Consider the following 18,871-nt stretch of genomic DNA (forward strand, 5'->3'; position numbering starts at 1 on the left):
GCCGCACCCAACGGCTTCACCACCACCGACACCACCCCCTCACCCGGCACAAACCCATCCGCCCCCGCATCAAACGCCCGCACCACACCCGAAGGAGAGAACGACCTGAGCCGTGAACCGAGCTGGAAGTACTGGGGCGACATCCCCATGTGCACACCGGCGACGATGGCCTGTTCGCACTCGCCCTCACGGATGCTGCGCACCGCCGAGTGCAGAGCCACCAGCGACGACGAACACAACGTGTCGATCGTCATGCTCGGACCCCGCAGATCCAGGAAATAACTCAACCGGTTCGCGAGGATCGCGTTGTGGTTTCCCAGGCCCGCGGCCGTCTCCACGACGTCGCCCACCACCATGTCCCGGTAGTGCTGGTAGCTGGCGCCCACGAACACACCCGTGGATTCCCGCACCCTGCCCGCCAGGCCCGCGTCCTCCAGCGCCCGCCACGCCGACTGGATCAGATGACGCTGCTGGGGGTCGATCCACTGTGCCTCGGCGGGCGACAGGCGGAAGAACCCGGCGTCGAAGTCGGTGAGCCCGTCGACGAAGCCGCCCCGTCGGAGGTATACGGTGCCGGGCTTGGCCTCCGTGCCGTAGTAGGCGTCGATATCCCAGCGTGACGCGGGTACTTCGCGCAGGCAGTCCTCGCCGGCGAGCAGAGCGCGCCACAGCTCCGTGGTGTCCCCGGCGCCCGGGAACACTCCGTCGACACCGATGATGGCGATGTCGTGGCGGTCCGTGTCGGCCGTCCCAGCGGCCTCTTCCGATGGCGGGAGGGCCGTCGAGGTGATCGACGTGGCGAACACCTGGGCCGCGCGGGTGTCCATGGCCGGGGGCTGTTCGGGGGCCGGGGGCTGTTCGGGGGCCGGGGCCGACCCGGCGTCGGAGCCGGGTACGGCCGTGACGCCGTACTCCTCGCGCAGTTCGGCGGCGAGTCTGTCGACCGTGCCGACCTCGAGCACCAGGGTGACCGGGATGTCGACATCCAGCATCGCCCGGATGTCCTGGGCCAGCGAGACGGCGAGCACGGAGTCGAGCCCCTGCTCCTGAAGTGGCCGGTCCACTTCGAGGGCTTCGACCTCCATCTCCAGCGCGGACGCGACCTTCCGGGCCAGGGCGGCATCGAGGCGGTCGGCCCCACCGGGCCGCCCCGGCATGACCCGGTGACCGTTGCGCTCGGCGGCCGGGGCCATCGGCGGGGCGGTACGGACGGCATCCCGCGACGTGCCGGGCTGCCCCGTCCCGTGCGTCGAACTCGGTGAGAGCCGCTTCCAGGTGATTCCGCGGGCCTCCAGCACCGGTTGGTCGCCGTCGAGGATCACCAGGCTTCCGGTGAGCAGGCCGGTGTCGGCGCCCGTGTCCCGGTCGCGCCGGGCGTACACCCGGGCGGTTCCGGGAAGGCGGCCGAGGACCGTGAGCCGCTCGATGGCGAAGGGGACGTACAGCCCTTCAGCGCCGCACGCGGCGAGCGCGGCCTGGAACGCCCCGTCCAGGAGCCGGGCGTCCACCGCGCCGTGCGGCTGGGCCCCGGCCCGCAGCAGGCCCGTCGCCTGCCCGGGCGCGGTGGCCAGGGAGGCGACCGTACGGAAGCCGGGGCCGTAGCGCAGTCCGTCCCGTTCGAAGGCGCGGTACATCGCGTCGACGTCCACGGCCGTGAAGCCGTCGCCGGAGGCGGGGACGGCGAGCACCGGCTGCTCGACGCCGGTCACCTCGGCATCGCAGACCAGGGCTCCGGCCGTGTTGCGGAACCTGACCGAGGTTCCGTCGCGCTCGGCCGAGAGGGCCTCGGGCCCCTCGACGGCCACGCGGAACGTCAGATCGCGCAGGCCGAACCGGTCCCCGCCGAGGAGCTCGGCGACCCTGCCAGGGTACGCGGCACCGGGCAGGGTCGGCTTGCCGAGGACCACGTGTTCGTCGGCCTCGGGCTGCTCGGCCCACGAGTTCGTGGGACGACCGGCCGGCGCGGTGGCGTGCGGCGGGAGCGCGGGCCTCGGCCGGCCGGCGGGCTCCAGCCAGAGGTACCGCTCGTCGTGCGGCGCGGTCGGAAAACGCACCCGCGCACGCCCCGGCCCGGTGACGAGGTCCACGCCCGCGACGAACCGCCGGGCCAACGCGTCCAGTTGCTCCCGCCCGGCTCCTGTGTCGAGCGGCGCCGTCCTCGTGCGCTCGGTACCGAGGGCCACCCCGACGTACAGGGAACGGGCTTCGCCCACGCCGGCCAGGAACAGCCGCAGCTTGTCCTCGAGCTGCTCGAGGCTGTCCACCACGCAGGCGAGTCGGTGCGAGGCGGCCGGGCGGCGCAGGCTCGCGTCGTTCAGGGCGGCCAGGGGCGGGCAGTACGCGGAGCTCACCATCATGACGAGCCGCTGTGCGAGCGTGTGCAGCGCGGCCTGGGACCCCGCCGACAGGGTCAGCAGTCGCGGCCCGTGGTCCGTGGTGTGAAGGTCCCCGGAGTGGGCGGCCTCGACCACAACGTGGGCGCCCGCGCCTCCGAAGCCGAAGCTGCTGACTCCGGCGACCCGCGGCCCCTCCCAGGGCAGCAGCCGGTCGGCGACGAACAGGGGTGAGCTGTCGAAGTCGAAGGCCTTGTTCGGGGTGGTGAAGTTGAGGGACGGCGGGATGCTGCCGGCCTGGAGCGCGAGAATCGTCTTGATGAGGCCGGCCATCCCCGCGGCGGGCTCCAGATGGCCGACGTTCGTCTTCACCGAACCCACGGCCACCGGTCGCGAGGCAGCCTCGCCGAGGACCGCGTGCAGGGCCTCGAGTTCGATGAGGTCGCCGAGCTGTGTGCCGGTGCCGTGCGCCTCGACGTATCCGATGCCGCCCGCGGTGATCCCGGACGCCTTCAGGGCCTTGCGCAGCACCGATTCCTGGGCCGGCCTGCTGGGCGCGGTGAGGAAACCGGCGCTTCCGCCGGTGTGGTTGACGGCCGTGCCGCGGATCACGGCCAGGACCGGGTCGCCGTCGCGTTCGGCGTCCGTGAGCCGTTTGAGGACGACGACACCGCAGCCCTCGCCGCGTACATAGCCGTCCGCCGCCTCGTCGAAGGTGCGGCAGACCCCCTGCGGTGACAGCATCCCGTTGCGTGCGAAGGAGCGTGTCTTGTCGGGGGTCAGCACGAGATTCGCGGCGCCGACCACGGCGGCGTCCACCTCGCCCGCGCGCAGGTGCATGGCCGCCTGGTGCAGGGCGACCAGGGACGACGAGCACGCCGTGTCCACCGCGAAACTCGGTCCCGACCAGCCGAAGGTGTGCGACAGCCGGTTGGCGACCATGGAGATGGCGGTGCCCGTGGCCACGTGTGGGTCGGCGTGGCCGGTGCTGTCGGCCACCAGTTCCGGGAAGTCGCTCGCGATCGTTCCGATGAAGACTCCGGTGTCGGCGCCGAGCGACGTGTGGTCGTGGCCACAGCTCTCCAGTGCCTCGGCCGCCACGCTCAGCAGGATGCGCTGGAGGGGGTCCATCCGCCGTGCCTCACGGTCGGTGAGGCCGAAGCGCGCGGCGTCGAAGTACTCGACCCCGTCGATCCAGCCCATGTGCACGTCATCGGCGTCGGACCAGAGGTGTGCCCAGCCCCGCTTTCCGGCCGGTGCCTGCCCCACGCTGGAGATGCCGCCTACGAGGTTGAGCCAGAACTCGTCGGGTGTGGCGGCCCCGGGGAACCGGCACGCCATACCGATGACGGCCAGCGCGCTGTCGTCGGCCGGGCGCCGTGCGGGCTCGGGCCGGGCGGGCTCCGGCCGGGCGGGCTCCGGCGTCACGTCGGCCGCGACCGGCGTCTCCGCCACGGGTGCGGCTTCGTCCGCCCCGGCGTCGGTGATCGGCACCAGACCCTCCGCCCCCAGCAGCCGGGCCAGCTTGGCCGGCGTGCCGGTCGCGAAGATCAACGGAGGGCTGATCTGGGCGTCCAGCTCACGGCTGAGCCGCGCGGCGGCGACCGTGACGTTGGCCGATTCACCGCCGAGGTCGAAGAAGTTGGCCTGCACCGCGAAGTCGGTGTGTCCCAGCGTGGCCGCGAAGCTCCGTGCGATCGAGTCGGCAAGGGCTCCCTCGGTGATGCCGCTCCCCGGGACCTCCGCGGGCTCGGCGGTGGACGGGACGATGTTGTCCCGCGTCGGCAGCGGCAGCCGCGCCCGCGCGACCTTGCCGTTGCCGGTCAGCGGCAGTGCTTCGACGCGCACGTAGGCGTCGGGCACCATGTAGTCGGGCAGCGGCCCCCTGACGAACTCGTCGAGCTGCGACTTCGTCGCCGTGGCGGCACCGACCAGATAGGCGGTCAGCCGCGGTTCGCCACGTCCCTCGAACCGTGCCGCGACGACCACGGCCGCGCTGACGCCGGTGAACCGCTCCAGCACCCGCTCGATCTCGGCGGGTTCGATGCGGTTGCCGCGCACCTTCACCTGGGTGTCGGCACGGCCGAGCCACTCGACGGCTCCATCGGTGTGCAGCCGTACCTCGTCACCGGTCCGGTACAACCGCACACCGGTGTGCGGATGGGTGAGGAAGGCGTCCGCGGTCAGGTCCGGGCGGTCGGCGTAGCCGCGTGCGAGCCCGGCGCCGGAGATGTACAGCGCACCTGTCGTCCCGACGGCGCTCGGCTCCAACTGGCCGTCCAGGACGTGCAGTTCGAGATTCGGCAGGGGATCGCCCAGAGGCAGGAAGGACCCCGGGGACGTCATGCGGTGGCAGGAGGCCCAGATGGTCGCCTCGGTCGGCCCGTAGAGGTTCCACAGCTCCCGCGCCGACGCGTGCAGCGGCTCGGCGACGCTCATGGGCAGGGCCTCGCCGCCGGAGAGGACGGTGAGCCGCGCGGGCGGGGTCCAGCCGGTTTCCAGCAGCAGACGCCACATGCTCGGCGTCGCCTGGGCGACGGTCACCTCGCCGATGAGCTCTGCCAGTCGGCGCGGGTCGCGCGCCACGTCGCGGGAGGCCAGGACGACCGTGGCACCGACCGTCAGCGGAAGGAGCAGTTCCAACAGGGAGATGTCGAAGGCCACCGTGGTGTGCGCGAGCATGCGGTCGTCGGCCGAGGAGCCGAGGCGTTCGCCGATCCCGGTGAGGAAGTTGGCCAGCGCCGCGTGCTCGATCTCCACGCCCTTGGGGTCACCCGTCGACCCGCTGGTGAACAGGGTGTACGCCAGGTCGTGGCCGCCGACCTCGGCCGGCCGCGCCGCCGCCGAGCCGTCCGCGTCCGGCACGCGCAGGGCCGGGCCGAGCCGCGCTCCCAGAGCGTGTGTACGGGCATCGGTGAGGATCAGGTCGCACCGCGCGACCTCTGTGCAGCGTTGCAGCCGTTCGACGGGGTAGCCCGGGTCGAGCGGCAGGAACGCGGCACCGGCCCGCAGGACGCCGAGCAGCGCGGGGAGCAACTGAACCCCCCGGTCCACCAGCACACCGACCACCGAGCCGTTCTCGACGCCCTGGTCGTGGAGGCGGGCGGCGATCGCGTCCGCCCAGGCGTCCAGTCCGGCGTAGTCCAGCGTCCGGTGGCCACTGCACACGGCGACGGCTTCGGGCCGGTCGGCGACCGCCGTGGCGATGAGGTCGAGGACGGTCGGGCCGGCCGCCGCGGGCTGCTCACCCGCCGACTCCGGTACCGCGGCGAGGGGGGCCGACGGTGCGGCGGGCGCCGTTTCCTCGCCGTGGAACAGCGCGGCCAGCGCGATGTCCTCGACCCGTTCGGTGAAGGCCAGCGCCTCGTCGCTTTCCATCGCGGTCTCCCGTACGAAGACCGTGGGCGGACCGTCCTCGAGGCACAGCAGCGCGATCTCGGTGTGCGGTTCGGCGGACGCCTCCTCCCCCACGCTCCGTTCCAGGACCATCAGCCGCGTGAACGTCGGCTCCTCGGAACCCAGCGGACGTCCCGCCAGGCCGAGGCGCACCTCGAGGTCGGCGGCGTAGCCCTTCCGGGAGGCCGCCTCATCGAGCTTGTCCAGCAGGGACCGGGTGGTGTCCGACGCGTACCGGACGGGAAAGCGCGCGGCGGCGATGCCATGCGTGTGCTCCGCGAGGACCCGTGCGGCCGACGGCGACCAGGCGAAGTCGAAGGTCCGCTCCCCCGTGCGCTCCGCCACGGCCTCGAGGAAGGCCCGGACCACCCCGGCCGCCTCGTCACGCGAGGCGGGGGTGAAGGCCAGCTCGTAGCGCCCGTAGTGGGCGGTGGCGGCGGTGAAGTCGTCCGCGGGCAGTCGCGCCGGTCGCAGATCCCGCAGCCGCGCCTGCCACCACGGCTCATGGGCCCGCAGCGGCTTCTGTGCGGCGGCGATGTTCGCGAGCCGCTCCGCCGAGGCGGCGGGCATCGCGGCGCCCTCGATGATGCCCAGCCGCTGCGCGGCGGCCTGGCCGCTGAGGGCGCTGCCGTCGACGGCCGTGAAGTCGCTCAGGACGAGGTCCGCGTCCGGCGCGGACAGGGTCAGCGCCGAGGTGGTCACCGACAGCGCGACGGTCTCGGAGCGGGGCTCGTCCCGGGGGATCAGCCTGATCTGCCGGGTGAACACCGCGCCCTGTTCGGTGACGAGCGTCGGCAGCCCGAGCGGGTTGGGGAAGGATCCGTAGTCCAGGGCCTTGGAGATCCGCGCGGCCTCGGCGGCCGTGGTGCCGGCGTGGATCAGGCCGCCGGACGCCATGCGGGCGGACCGTCGGTAGAACCGCCGTTCGCGGTCACCGGTGGCGGTGGCGGTGGCGGTGGGCTGGGGCAGGGTTCCGGCCACCACGTGCGGAACGAGTTCGCGGAACAGCTCGATTCCGCTCTCGGCCGTCTCGTAGGTCAGTGACAGGGCGGTGGAGTGGTCGCGGATCGGGAACCACCGCTCCAGCAGCACGCTTCCGGCGTCGACCGCCTCTGTCATGCGGTGCCAGGTCGCCGCGTGGCGGGTCTCGCCCTCGTACAGTGCCCAGGCCGGAACGTGGCTGCCGGAGTACCGGGGCAGCGGGCCGTCATGGAAGTTGATCGCGGCGACCCGGGGCAGTTCGAGGATGTCACCGGACAGAATCCGGAAGTTGACCATGCTGAACAGATAGTCGAACGGCCGCTCCGACAGCGCCCCCGCCAGGTCGCCCCGGGGGTCGAGCAGGGGAACGGCGTGCTCGGCCGCCCACGCGGCCGCGGCCGGGTCGTCGCTGAGGATCCCTTCGATGCGTACGCCCGCGTCGAAGAGTTGGGCGGCGCACTGGGTGAGGACCCGGGTTCCCCCGATGATGAAGCAGTTGGTCGGCATGTTCACCCCTGGGCCGCGGTGGAGTCGACGGGGTGGGCGGAGCCGGCGCTCGGCGCGGCGTCGGAGCCGTCCGCGGGGTCCGTGGTCTCGGCCGCCACCCAGGCGTCGATCTGGGAGACGACCTCCTCGTCGAGGGAGAGCTGCCCGGGGGCCCACATCGGGTTCGACAGACCGCGGTGGGTGCGCTCGCACATCTCCCAGTCCTCGTAGTTCGCCTTGTCCCACAGCGCGAAGACGGCCTCGTGGGAGAAGTCGTCCTTGGCGGTCTCCGAGGGGTGGAAGAGCCAGAAGTGCCGTACGAAGCAGGTGCCGGGGCTCTCGGGCCAGACCCACTGCATCATCACGTAGTCGGCGGTGAACCCGAACAGCAGATTGGGCAGGATCGTGATCCAGTTGATCCGCTGCCGGTCCGCCTCGGGCACCAGGGGCATGGGGACGCGCCCGCTGCGGCCCGTCATGGAGACGGAGTTGAAGCCACCGCGGATCGACTGCCAGGCGCCGACGATGTCGCCCTTGAGGTCGTAGGTGCCCGCGTCGTCGAAGTCGGTGATGCGGTGCAGGTCCTTGTGGGCCGTCGGGAAGTGCAGGCTCTCGTTGACGTTGTGCGCGACGAGCTTCCAGTTCGAGGCGACCGGATAGTCCTTGGCCTGCACACACTCCAGATCGGCCAGCTCGTAGACGCGCGCGAACTCGCCCAGCTCGCCCAGGGAGGCGTCGAGGTCCGGGGCGTCGTCGGAGAAGGTGATGAACACGACGCCGTAGCGGATCTCCGTGCGGATGGGCAGCAGCCCGTTCTTCTCCTTCTCGAAGAAGTGGTCGAAGTACGTGCCGTTGAAGCTCTTGAGTCGGCCGTTGCGGTCGTAGACCCAGCAGTGATAGAGGCAGACCAGGCTCTGCCGCTTCCCGGCGGCCTCCTCCACGAGCTTGTAGCCACGGTGGCGGCAGTAGTTGTGGTACGCCTGGATCCCGTTGTCCCCGTGCAGGAGGAGGACCGACCCGGTGCCGATGTTCAGGGTGCTGTAGGCGCCCTTCTGCTTGAGGCGGGACACATGGTCCACCGGGAGCCAGCGCCGGCCGTAGATGCGGGCCATCTCCCGCTGGTACTGCTCCTGGCCGGTGTAGAACTCGTGCGAACGACCGACGCCGCCGGTCTCGAAGTAGGGCCTCTGGTCGGACTGCTCGCTGATCAGGTGGAACATGCTGGGCGCGCGTGTCATCTGCTGGGCTCCCTCGGAGGGTGCGTGGAAGGCGGTGGCAACGTGCCGATGCCCTCGGGCCCGCGGGGCGGAGTGACCGCGGTGTCCGATGCCGCGGGAAGCACCCTCGCCGCCTGCGCGGTACGACGGCACAGGGCGGCCCGAGGAATGGGAATGACGGAAAACACCGTGAGGTTGCTGCGGATCGACCGGGCAGCACCTGGAGCGGGACACCACGCTTTCGGACGACGCGGCGCCCGGGGAGCCGTGTGCGCGCGGAGGCGTGACGTACGGCTGCCGATGCTTTCTGTATGAAGTGCTTGGCGCGTCAGCCCGCGACGGCGGCTGCCACTCGCGGTCGTCGGGTCGACCGCCGGGCCGGTCGGCGGGCCTGAGGCTCAGCCGGCGGGGTCGTAGATCCGCTGGTCCTGCTCCACGCCGGCATCGTCGTAGAGGCGCTCAAGGGCGTCCGGGGAGTAGATCTCGTGGTCCTCGACGATGCCCCCGATCAGCCCGAGCATCTTGTTGGTCCACTCCTGGCTCTTGCTCATCGCGTCCATCGTGGCGCGGAAGAAGGGCGGTAGCTCGGTGAGTTCGCTCAGGGTGGTGGTGAAGTCGTAGACGCCGGAGCTCTCCTCGTCACGCACCTTGTTGTACTCGGCCAGCGCCTCCTCCATCGGGCGCTCGCCCGCGAGTCCCTGGTGGATGCGGTCGGCCAGGATCTCGCCGTGGAGGAAGGCGTCCGTGATGCCCCACCCGGTGTAGGGGTCCTTGTGGTAACCGGCGTCGCCGACGAGGGCCCAGCCGGGCCCGTACGCGCGGCGATAGTAGTTGTCCGGGTAGCGCATGGGCCTGAAGTCCTCCTCCCGCCTGCCCTGGTCGCGCAGTTGGGCACCCATCTGCGGATCCACGTCGTCGAAGACGGCCTGGAAGCGTGTCTCCACGTCCTGGCGGAATTCCTTGAGCAGGCGCCGGGTGCCGATGATGGCCAGCATGTGCAGGCCGTCGTTGGTGGGCCAGGTGCCGAACCACTGCTCGTTGAAGCCGGCCTTGTGGTGCAGGCCCCAGTCGAGGCCGCTGTAGTACGAGTAGTAGATGAAGCCGGCGGCGGGGCGGACGTCGTACAGCTCGGCGCCGACCTTCTTGGCGACGGTGGAGTGGAACCCGTCGGCGCCGACGACCACGGTGGCGCGCAACTCGCGCTCCGGACCGTCACCGTCGCGTCCCCGGATGCCCACGACGCGGTCGTCGGCGAAGACCAGGTCGGTCACGGTGAATCCCTCGACGACCTCGGCGCCGGCCCGGCGGGCCGCGTTGACCAGGATCTCGTCGAGCACGGTGCGACGCGGGCAGTACACCGCGTCGATGCCGCCCACGGGGTCGGCGAAGCCGTTGAGCTGGATCCCGCGATACGAGTAGTGCATCTTGTTCAGCGCCGGGGTCTTGGCCGCGATGATCTCGTCGAGCAGACCCCACTCCTGGAGCCGCAGGAGCCCTGCCTGGTGGATGTAGTGCGTGGAGACGGTGTCGCTCGGGAAGGAGCTCCGGTCCACCACGAGTACCCGGTGCCCCTGTCGCGCAAGGAGCATCGCCAGCGGCGATCCGGCACAGCGGGCGCCTACAACTATGACGTCGTACACGTATTTCCCCCCATCATTAAGATTAGGTTTCCTTGCGGTAAACCATGCCTGCCGATGCGCCCTGGTCATTGGCGCATCGGCGATGAAAGGGAGGCTATGAGTATCGGCAACCGGTGGTCAAGACTTGGTCGAGATAAAGAAAGTGCAACGCACAGGCGGGGCGGCACCTGTTTCCATCGTCAGGCGGCGGAGGCTCGAGCAGCACCCCGCCCAGGGGCAGCATTTACAGCATTTACTCGAGGAAGCCAGTGTTGACGACAGGTGCCATAGGCCGCGATTCCGGTCAATCAGCCACTCTCGGCCACGGCTTGACGCACGCCGAGTGGGCAAACCGGAGGAAGTACTTCCGTCCAGAACATCGGACCTCTGCTCCGAATTACTCGGTTGAAGTAACCCTTGTAGTTAATAGATGAATTCTCGTCCAGCGCGGCCGAAAACTATTTCCTCGTTGAACGGTCTTGATTCTTCCGGGCCACGGGAAGCCGCCGCCGAACGCTCCACTCATTCGCCGGCGCGGGCCGACTCCACCCGGTCGAAGCCGGTGCCGACACCGACCGCGGTCGCCGCCGTCGACGGCACGGACATCGACATATCCGCCGACTCGTTGTGCGTGCAGGGCGACACTGCGGGCGCGGTGGACATCGCCCGCCGGCTCGGCGAGGAGCTGACTCGCTCCCGCGCCACCGACCTGCTCTCCGGCCTCGGCCCCGCACCGCTCACAGCCGGCGCCCTGCTCCCGGTGGGCGCGCCCGGCGGCCCGATGCCCGGCGTGGACCCGGCGCACCGCTCCGCCCTGCCGGACGACATCACGCTGCGGGTGGTTCCCGGGCCGCGCGACGACTGGTTCGACACGGTCTCCGTGCGGACCCTGTACCGGCAGCCTTGGGAGGCCACCAGCCGCAGCAACCGAGTCGCCGACCATCCGGTCACCGGCGGCTATCCGGTGATCGGCGTGGTGCACGCGGCCGATCTGTCACTGGCCGGGCAGAGAGGGCCGGGGGGACGAGTGTGGTTCCGGCCCGAGTAGGGGGTCGGCGGTGTTTCTCAGGCCTGTGAGACAGAAGGGGCGGTATTGGCTGGTACGCCACTGCTGTACCTCGTGTTCCACATCTACGGTCTGGTGTCGATCAAGTCCTTCCGTCTGACGGCCAGTTGGGCCTCACATGACTCAAGGAGCATCACATGACACAGAGCACCTTCCGAAGCCGGCGTACCGCCACGCTCCTCGTCGCGGCCGCCTCCCTGGCCGTCGGCCTGGTCGCGTCGCCCGCGAACGCCGCGACGACCTGGGAATCGCTACCGGTCCCCGCCACTAATGTGAACTTCTCGCTGCTGCCCTTCGACAGTCAGAACGCCTACGCCACGACGAAGCCCTACTGCTGGGGGGGTTGCCTCCCCGACGAGAAGCTGTGGCAGCGGTCCGGCAGCACCTGGAAGGAGCTGAAGCCGCCCACCGACGCCGCGTTGGGCACGTTGGCCGGTACTGGCCCCAACGACCTGTGGGCGATCGGCCGGAAGGACATCGGCTCCACTGTCTGGCATGTCCACCACTACGACGGCACCAAGTGGTCGTCCGACCTCAGCCCCGATACCCGGAACTTGGAGATTCTCGACGCCGAGGCGGTCAGTAGAACCAGCCTGTGGGGCGCGGGCAACAACCGGAAGGACGGATGGACCCCGACCGTCACCCACTGGGACGGCCAGAGATGGAACACCACCACGTTCACCGGCATAGACGGAGGCTTCGACGCCATCGACGTGCGGTCCGAGAACGACATCTGGGCCGTCGGCTATCGCAACAAGGGCGGCGTCCCCGCCGACTACCAGCCGCTGGCCATGCACTACGACGGCACCAAGTGGAGCGAGGTGCCGGTTCCCGAGACGCCGGGCGAGATGAACATCCTGCGTACCGTGCTCAGCAACGGTCCGAACGACGTGTGGGTCGCCTCCGACAGCCACGTGTCGCACTGGGACGGCGCGACCTGGACGCGCAGGGACATCCCCGTCTCCGGCCGCGTCACGTCGTTCGCCAACTACGGCGGTCAGATCTACGCCGGCGTGTGGGTTGACCTGAGCGGCGGCCCGAAGCTGCTGCGCTGGAGCGGCACTTCGTGGGTGGCCGACACCTCGCTCACCAACGGCACCACGGTCGCGCAGCTGGCCACGACCCCGGACGGCGCGCTGTACGCCCTCTCCCAGGGCGCCTCGTCCCCGTACAACTATCTCTCCCGCCTCGCCCCGCCGACCGCGCGCTGACCCGAAAGGCTTCAAAGGCTTCACACGAGAGGAACCACCCATGGGCGACCTCCAACGGCCGGGCGCCGTTGGAGGCTTCGCCGGGCGCCGGCGTGGAGCCCATCCAGTCACAGTCCGTGCGTGGCGCGGAAGAACTGGTCGATCTCCCGGCGGCCGGGCGCGGGCTGGGACAGGGGCTCGGAGCCGGGGGCTCGCAGGCCGTCCAGGAGGACGCCGGTGTACCGGTCCGCCAGGTCGGATACGGGTTCGTCGTCCGCCGTATCGGATGTGTGCCTCGGCGGGATGGAGTTGAGCATCAGGACGATGTCGTAGGCGTTGACGTCGTCGCGCAGGACTCCCGCCCGCTGGGTACGGGTCACCAGGTCGTCCAGGGCGGCGAGGAGCTCGGTACGGACGGCGCTGAGTTCGGGCCCGGCGTCGGTGGCCCGTCCGCGGGACACAGGAAAGAGCTGGCTGCTGCGCAGCCGGGTCATGTGGCGTACGACCCGGCTGAAGGCGGTCCACGTGACCGGTTCCTCGGCCAGGGCGCGCCGGACCTGGGCCAGGCTCTCTCCCATCACCTTGATCGCGATGCGCTCGACCAGCACGGCCTTGTTCGGGAAGTGCCGATAGATCGTGCCCATGCCCAGGCCGGAGCGCTTGGCGACCTCCGCGATCGACGCCTGGTAGCCGAGGTCGGCGAAGACCTGCTGGGCGACATCGAGGACCTGCTCGACGTTCTGTCGGGCGTCGGCACGGAGCGGCCTGTCCGCAGGCGGTGTGGTCGGTGTCATTTGCTCACGACGTTAACCTCCGACAGGGTAACCGGAAAATCAATTTCCGGTTAGCAGTGACGCCCCGCGTGAGGAGACGGCGCGCTTGGCGATGTAACGCATCGAGACGCCCAGGCCTTCGTCCGCGAAGACCTGACGAGCGGCCGCGATGACACGCTGCCTGTTCCGCTCGGCGTCCGCCCGCAAGTGCTTGTCCGGTCCCATTGCAGCCATACGCCGATCTTATCGGGGCAACTGGAGCACCTGCTCCAGTTACGTCGGCGGGCACCCTGGATGTGGAGTCCGTTGCGTTGACACCTGTGGTGACGCGTGTGACGGTGGCCGGGCTTGGTCCTGGCCTGGATGCGCACTGTTCGTTCATCAACGGAAGTGGGAGTCATGAGCTCAGGAATACCGCGCCGCAGCATTCTGTCCGCGGCCGCCCTCGGAAGCGCGGTCGGTTCGCTCAGCCTCTCCGCGCCGGCGTCGGCGCAGCCGGACCTCGGCACCGAACCGTCGACGGCCACGCTGCCCGCCGAGGACGGGTACGACCTGTGGCTGCGGTACAGACAGGTGGAGGACGCCGGTCAACTTGAGCGATACCGGGCCGCTTTGGAGTATCTGGTCTGGCAAGGAGGCGGCCCGCTCCAACGGTCGGCGGTGGACGAGTTGGCACGCGGGCTCACCGGGCTGCTCGGTACACGAGTAGTGCCACGCACCAGATCCGGCACACGCGCGGCGCTTGTGGTGGGCACCCCGACAAGCTCCGCCCTGATCCGAGAGCTCGTCCCCGCGGCCGATCTGGCCGAGCTGGGCGACGAGGGGTATGTCATCCGCCGGGTCACCCGGCGCGGCAGGGACTTCACCGTGGTGGCGGCCCACGCCGACCGCGGTGTGCTCTACGGCGCGTTCCACCTGCTGCGCCTCGTACAGACGCGACGGCCGCTGGAACACGTCGACCTCACGGAGCGCCCGGCCGCCCCGCTGCGCGTGGCCAACCACTGGGACAACAAGGACGGTTCGATCGAGCGCGGCTACGCCGGCCGGTCCTTCTTCGACTGGGAGAAGCTGCCGCAACTCGACAACCGGTATACGGACTACGCGCGTGTCATGGCCTCGCTCGGCATCAACGGCGCCGTGATCAATAACGTCAACACGCCTGCGGACTACCTCGCCGAGCCGTTCCTGACCAAGCTGGCCGCGCTGGCCGGTGTGCTGCGCCGCTACGGGGTGGCGCTGTACGTCACGGCGAACTTCGCCGCCCCCATCGACCTGGGCGGGCTGAACACCGCCGACCCCCTCGACCCGGGGGTGCGCAGTTGGTGGACGAAGAAGGCCGAGGAGATCTACGGCAGGATCGAGGACTTCGGCGGCTTCCTGGTGAAGGCCAACTCCGAGGGCCGCCCCGGGCCACTGGACTACGGACGCACCCATGCCGACGGGGCCAACCTGCTGGCGGGCGCGCTGAGACCGTACGGCGGGATCGTGATGTGGCGGGCGTTCGTGCACGACAGTGACGAGAAGTGGGACCGGCAGGCCTACCTCGACTTCACGCCGCTGGACGGGAAGTTCGCGGACAACACCGTTGTGCAGATCAAGAACGGGCCGATCGACTTCCAGGTCCGCGAGCCCGCCCACCCCCTCTTCGGCTCACTGCCGCACACCAACTCGGTGATCGAACTTCAGGTGACGCAGGAGTACACCGGACACGCCGCCCATCTGTGCTATCTGGTCCCGCAGTGGAAGGAGGTCCTGGACTTCGACACGCTCAAGGCCGGCGAGGGCAGCACCGTGGCCCGTGTCGTGACCGGCCGCGTGCACCTCTACTCGCACTTCGGATTCGCCGGCGTGATGAACTTCGGCGATGCCAGGAACTGGACCGGCTCACACCTGGCCGCCGCCAACACCCACGGCTACGGACGGCTCTCCTGGAACCCGGACCTGTCCGCACAGGACCTGGCCACCGAGTGGACCCGGATGACCTTCGGCAACGACCCCGACGTCGTCAGGACGGTCACCGCCCTGCTCCGGGACTCCTGGCGCACCTACGAGGACTACACCTCGCCGCTGGGCACGGGATACCTCACCCATCCGCCGGACGGCTCGGTGACCGGGCACCTCGACCCCAGCCCGACCACGACCACCCAGTTCCACAAGTCCAACCGCGAGGGCATCGGCTACGACCGCACCGCCGCCACCGGCAACGGCTACACCAAGCTGTACGCACCGGCGATCCGGGACGCCTACGAGTCGCCGGCGAACTGCCCCGAGGAACTGCTCCTCTTCCTGCACCATGTCCCGTACACCCACGTGCTGGACAACGGCAAGACCGTGATCCAGCACATCTACGACACGCACTTCTCCGGCGCGGCACGGGTGGCGGACATGCGCACGGACTGGGAGGGGCTGCGCCGCCGCGTCGACCACCGGCGGTTCACCGAAGTGCGCCGCCAGTTCGGGGAGCAGAACACCAGGGCCGCCCAGTGGCGGGACACCCTGGTCGCCTACTGGTTCGAACTGAGCCGGATCCGCGACGAGCGCCGCGGCTGGCTCCAGGCGATCGTCGCCCCGGCCGACACGGCGCTGCTGGGCGGGGAGCGCAACGAGCTGCCGGTGCAGGTGGTCAACGCGACGGGCTCCGGGCTGCGCGCCGTGACCACGCTGGACGTACCCGAGGGCTGGCGGTCCGAGGAGGCGACCTGCTACGTGGCCTCGCGGGAGGGCGAGACGGTGAAGATGCCCGTCGTGCCGCCGCCGACCCCCGCGCTCGCCACACTGCACGCCCGCCCGAGGTCGGGCACGGTGCAGGTCCTCGACTCCTCGCTGCGCAGCCTGGCCAGGGCCGTCGTCGTCCCGCCCGCCGCGCGTTGCGTGCACGCGCTGGACGCCGGGCCCGACTCGGCGCCGGTGCTGAAGGACTACACCCGTCTCTCACCGGCCGGCGTCTGGCACGAGGGCGCCGCATTCGGCTGGGTCGGCAACAGCCCCGCCGCCACGGACACCGGGCTGTTCGATGTCGTTCGCCGGGACTACGTACGCAGCGGCGCCCCGACCGTGCTGCGGCTGAAGCTGCCCGCCGGACGCTGCACCGCGCATCTGCTCACCGGCGACCCCAACACCTTCAACAGGCCGCTGATCGTCCGTGTGGACGGGACCGAGACGGCCCGGAGCGAGCAACTCGACGGCCGGGAGTTCACCTGGCTCCGGATCCCGCTGGACGGCGGCTCGTCCGGACGCGAGGTGGACCTGGAGCTGTCCACGGAGAAGGACAAGACCTGGCATCTCAGCGCCTGCGTGGTACTGGCGGAGGACACTCCTCGACCGGCTCGATGACCAGATCGGTTCCGGGTGGCAGATGAGGTGAGCGGGTTAGAATCGTTCAAATCTGCTCACAGGGGGGCCGTGTCCGACATGCTCGTTGCGCAGCGGCATGAGCTACTGGTCAGGGAGCTGGAGGCATCCGAGGGGCTGAAGGTCACCGAACTGGCCGCGCGCCTGAACGTCTCGCGCGCCACCATCCGGCGGGATCTCCTCGAGTTGGAGGCCGGAGGGCGGGTGACCCGGGTCCGCGGGGGTGCCGTGCTCGCGACATCCCGCACCGCCCGGCCCGGGCAGCCGTCCGAGTCACGGCCGGCGGGCGCGCCGTCGGACCCTCTGCGCGCCGATGCCAGGCCGGCTTCGGCACATACGCTCGGATTGCTGGTCCCGTCGGCGCACTACTACTACCCGCGCGTCGTCGCCGGTGTGCAGGCCGTGGCCGCCGAGCGCGGTGTCCGCGTGGTCATCGGCCTGAGTGACTACACGTACCCGAATGACACACAGCAGATCGAGGAGCTGGCCGCGTCCGGCGCCACCGGGCTGCTGGTGACCTCCGCCACGGGCCACATCCTGCCTCAGGAACCGTTCGAACGGCTTCGGGCCGTCGGGCTGCCCTTCGTGCTGATGGAACGTCGGCCGTACGGTCGCTACGTACCAGGCGAGTTCGTGGCCACCGATCACCAGCAGGGCGCGTTCGGTGCGGTCGGGCACTTCATGAACCTGGGGCACGAGAGGGTGGGGCTGTTCACCAACGGCAGCCCCACCGCGCCCCTGCTCCGCGAGGGGTACGAAGCGGCCGTCCGGCACCTGGGCCTTGTCTCCGGTGCACCGGTCGTGGACAGCGGACGCCCCCGGCTGGGGCCCACGGAGGCCACCCGGCTCTATGACCGGTTCATCAAGGAGTGTCTGGCCGACGGCGTCCGGGCCGCGCTGGTGCACTCCGACCACGACGCGATCGAGCTGATGCGGCGGATGCGTTCCCAGGGCCTGCGCACGCCGGACGACATCGCGCTGATCGCCTACGACGACGAGATCGCCTCCCTGGCCGATGTGCCCCTGACCGCGATGGCGCCGCCGAAGCACGAGATCGGTGCCCAGGCCGCGCGGCTGCTCCTGGAACGCCTCGACGCGCCCGACCCCTCAGCCGTACCCGTCCGCCAGTTGCTGATCCAGCCCCGACTGATCGTCAGGTCCTCCTGCGGGGCCGCTGCCCGGGCCTGAACACTCAGCCCAACTCACCACCATCTATTGACACTTGATGCCCTCGAGCGCAGCATTATGCAGCAATCTGCTGCTCAGTGATTCAAATGTGCCGCAATGATTCACCGAGTCATCTCGAGATCTGTCATGAACCTGATCACCCTTGCGTCATGTCCGCCCATGACCGGAGAAAGGTGTGGAACGTGGAAGCGGGACAGGAACATGAGCAACGACCGGCCGGTGTACGCCGCCGAACGGTACTGCTGGGCGCCGCGGCCGGTGCCGGAGCGGTGGCGCTCGGAGCCGCCATCGCCCCCAGCCAGGCACAGGCCGCAACGTTCGTCCGAGGCGCGGACATCAGCTGGATGCCGCAGATGGAGGCGAACGGCTACTACTGGAACAACAGCGCCGGAGTGCGGCAGGATCTGTTCACCATCCTCAAGGGGTACGGCATCACCGCGGTCAGCCTGCGGACCTGGGTCAACCCCTCCAGCGATCCGGCCAACGGGCACTGCGCCATCGAGGAGACCGCGCAGCTGGCGCAACGGGCCAAGAACGCCGGTATGCAGGTCCTCATCGGATTCCACTTCGGCGACACCTGGAACTCGGCCGGTGTGCAGAACCCGCCGGCGGCCTGGGCCGCCATGAACTACAGCCAGATGCTCGACGCGATGTACGACTACGTCTACCACTCGTGCAACGTCATCAAGTACTACGGTGTCACGCCCGCCTGGGTGAAGATCGGCAACGAGACCAACTCCGGCATCTGCAAACCGGTCGGCAGCCTCAGCCGCCCGAATCAGATGACAGGCCTGCTGAACGCCGCGTACGACATGTCCAAACAGGTCTTCCCCAGCACCCCGGTGCTGGTGCATCTGGCCCAGCCGCAGAACCTGAGCGGCGTCCAGAACTTCCTCAACGCCTACCGGGACAACGGCGGGAAGTGGGACATCACCGGCTTGTCCTCGTACGCGCAGGGCGGCAACGTGCCCGGTGTTCTGGCCAACATGCAGACCATCCAGTCCAGCTACGGCAAGCCGGTCATGCAGGTGGAGTACGGCGGGCCGGTGGGCAAACCCACCCAGGTGCGCGATTCGCTGCGGGCGTTCATCACCGGGCTACAGGGCTTCGGCGGCCTGGGCACCTTCTTCTGGGAGCCCGAGGGCTATCCCTCGTTCAACAGCTACAACAGCTCAGCCTGGGACGACAGCAGTCGGCGCCCCACGGCGGCCATGGACGGCTTCCTCTGAAACGTGACGGCCAGGAGTTCCCTCAACCATCTGGAGCGAGCA

At 69.9% G+C, this 18,871-nt stretch carries 10 protein-coding genes; 5 read left to right on the forward strand and 5 right to left on the reverse strand.

Annotated features, from left to right (window positions below; translation table 11 throughout):
- The 3 genes from ACZ4WQ_RS42075 to ACZ4WQ_RS42085 all read right to left on the reverse strand — a co-directional run.
- On the reverse strand, positions 1-7,217 hold a 7,217-nt coding region (locus tag ACZ4WQ_RS42075), incomplete at its 3' end, for an amino acid adenylation domain-containing protein (RefSeq protein ID WP_398372965.1).
- A gap of 2 nt (positions 7,218-7,219) precedes the next feature.
- Positions 7,220-8,434, reverse strand: coding sequence for an aromatic ring-hydroxylating oxygenase subunit alpha (locus ACZ4WQ_RS42080; protein WP_385338481.1), 1,215 nt, complete (start codon positions 8,432-8,434; stop codon positions 7,220-7,222).
- 377 nt (positions 8,435-8,811) lie between these two features.
- The gene (locus ACZ4WQ_RS42085; protein ID WP_358843089.1) at positions 8,812-10,053 is read right to left on the reverse strand and encodes an NAD(P)/FAD-dependent oxidoreductase; all 1,242 of its coding nucleotides are present in this window, start codon (positions 10,051-10,053) and stop codon (positions 8,812-8,814) included.
- A gap of 541 nt (positions 10,054-10,594) precedes the next feature.
- Here ACZ4WQ_RS42085 and ACZ4WQ_RS42090 point away from each other — a divergent pair.
- On the forward strand, positions 10,595-11,080 hold the full coding sequence (locus tag ACZ4WQ_RS42090; RefSeq protein WP_385338485.1) for a LamB/YcsF family protein: 486 nt from the start codon (positions 10,595-10,597) through the stop codon (positions 11,078-11,080).
- Between the two features lie 155 nt (positions 11,081-11,235).
- Positions 11,236-12,309: a hypothetical protein gene (locus tag ACZ4WQ_RS42095; RefSeq protein ID WP_398372962.1), complete on the forward strand. Its 1,074-nt coding sequence runs from the start codon at positions 11,236-11,238 to the stop codon at positions 12,307-12,309.
- A 107-nt stretch (positions 12,310-12,416) separates the two neighbouring features.
- Here ACZ4WQ_RS42095 and ACZ4WQ_RS42100 read toward each other — a convergent pair whose 3' ends face one another.
- A complete protein-coding gene (locus ACZ4WQ_RS42100) occupies positions 12,417-13,082 on the reverse strand; it encodes a TetR/AcrR family transcriptional regulator (RefSeq protein ID WP_468022814.1) in 666 nt (221 codons plus the stop codon).
- Between the two features lie 39 nt (positions 13,083-13,121).
- Positions 13,122-13,295 (reverse strand): hypothetical protein, encoded by a 174-nt coding sequence (locus ACZ4WQ_RS42105; RefSeq protein ID WP_385338494.1) that lies wholly within the window; start codon positions 13,293-13,295, stop codon positions 13,122-13,124.
- A gap of 165 nt (positions 13,296-13,460) precedes the next feature.
- Between ACZ4WQ_RS42105 and ACZ4WQ_RS42110 the strand changes: the two genes are divergently transcribed.
- The 3 genes from ACZ4WQ_RS42110 (at position 13,461) to ACZ4WQ_RS42120 (ending at position 18,829) form a co-directional block, all read left to right on the forward strand.
- Complete coding sequence (locus ACZ4WQ_RS42110; protein WP_398372959.1) at positions 13,461-16,394, forward strand: alpha-glucuronidase family glycosyl hydrolase; 2,934 nt, start codon at positions 13,461-13,463, stop codon at positions 16,392-16,394.
- Between the two features lie 78 nt (positions 16,395-16,472).
- Entirely contained in the window at positions 16,473-17,600 is a 1,128-nt protein-coding gene (locus ACZ4WQ_RS42115) for a substrate-binding domain-containing protein (RefSeq protein ID WP_358843099.1), read from the forward strand.
- 149 nt (positions 17,601-17,749) lie between these two features.
- Positions 17,750-18,829 carry a glycosyl hydrolase 53 family protein gene (locus ACZ4WQ_RS42120; RefSeq protein WP_468022815.1) on the forward strand — a complete coding sequence of 360 codons (1,080 nt, stop codon included), beginning with the start codon at positions 17,750-17,752 and terminating at the stop codon, positions 18,827-18,829.
- Positions 18,830-18,871: the final 42 nt, after the last annotated feature.

The organism is Streptomyces sp. NPDC028305, assembly GCF_055569495.1.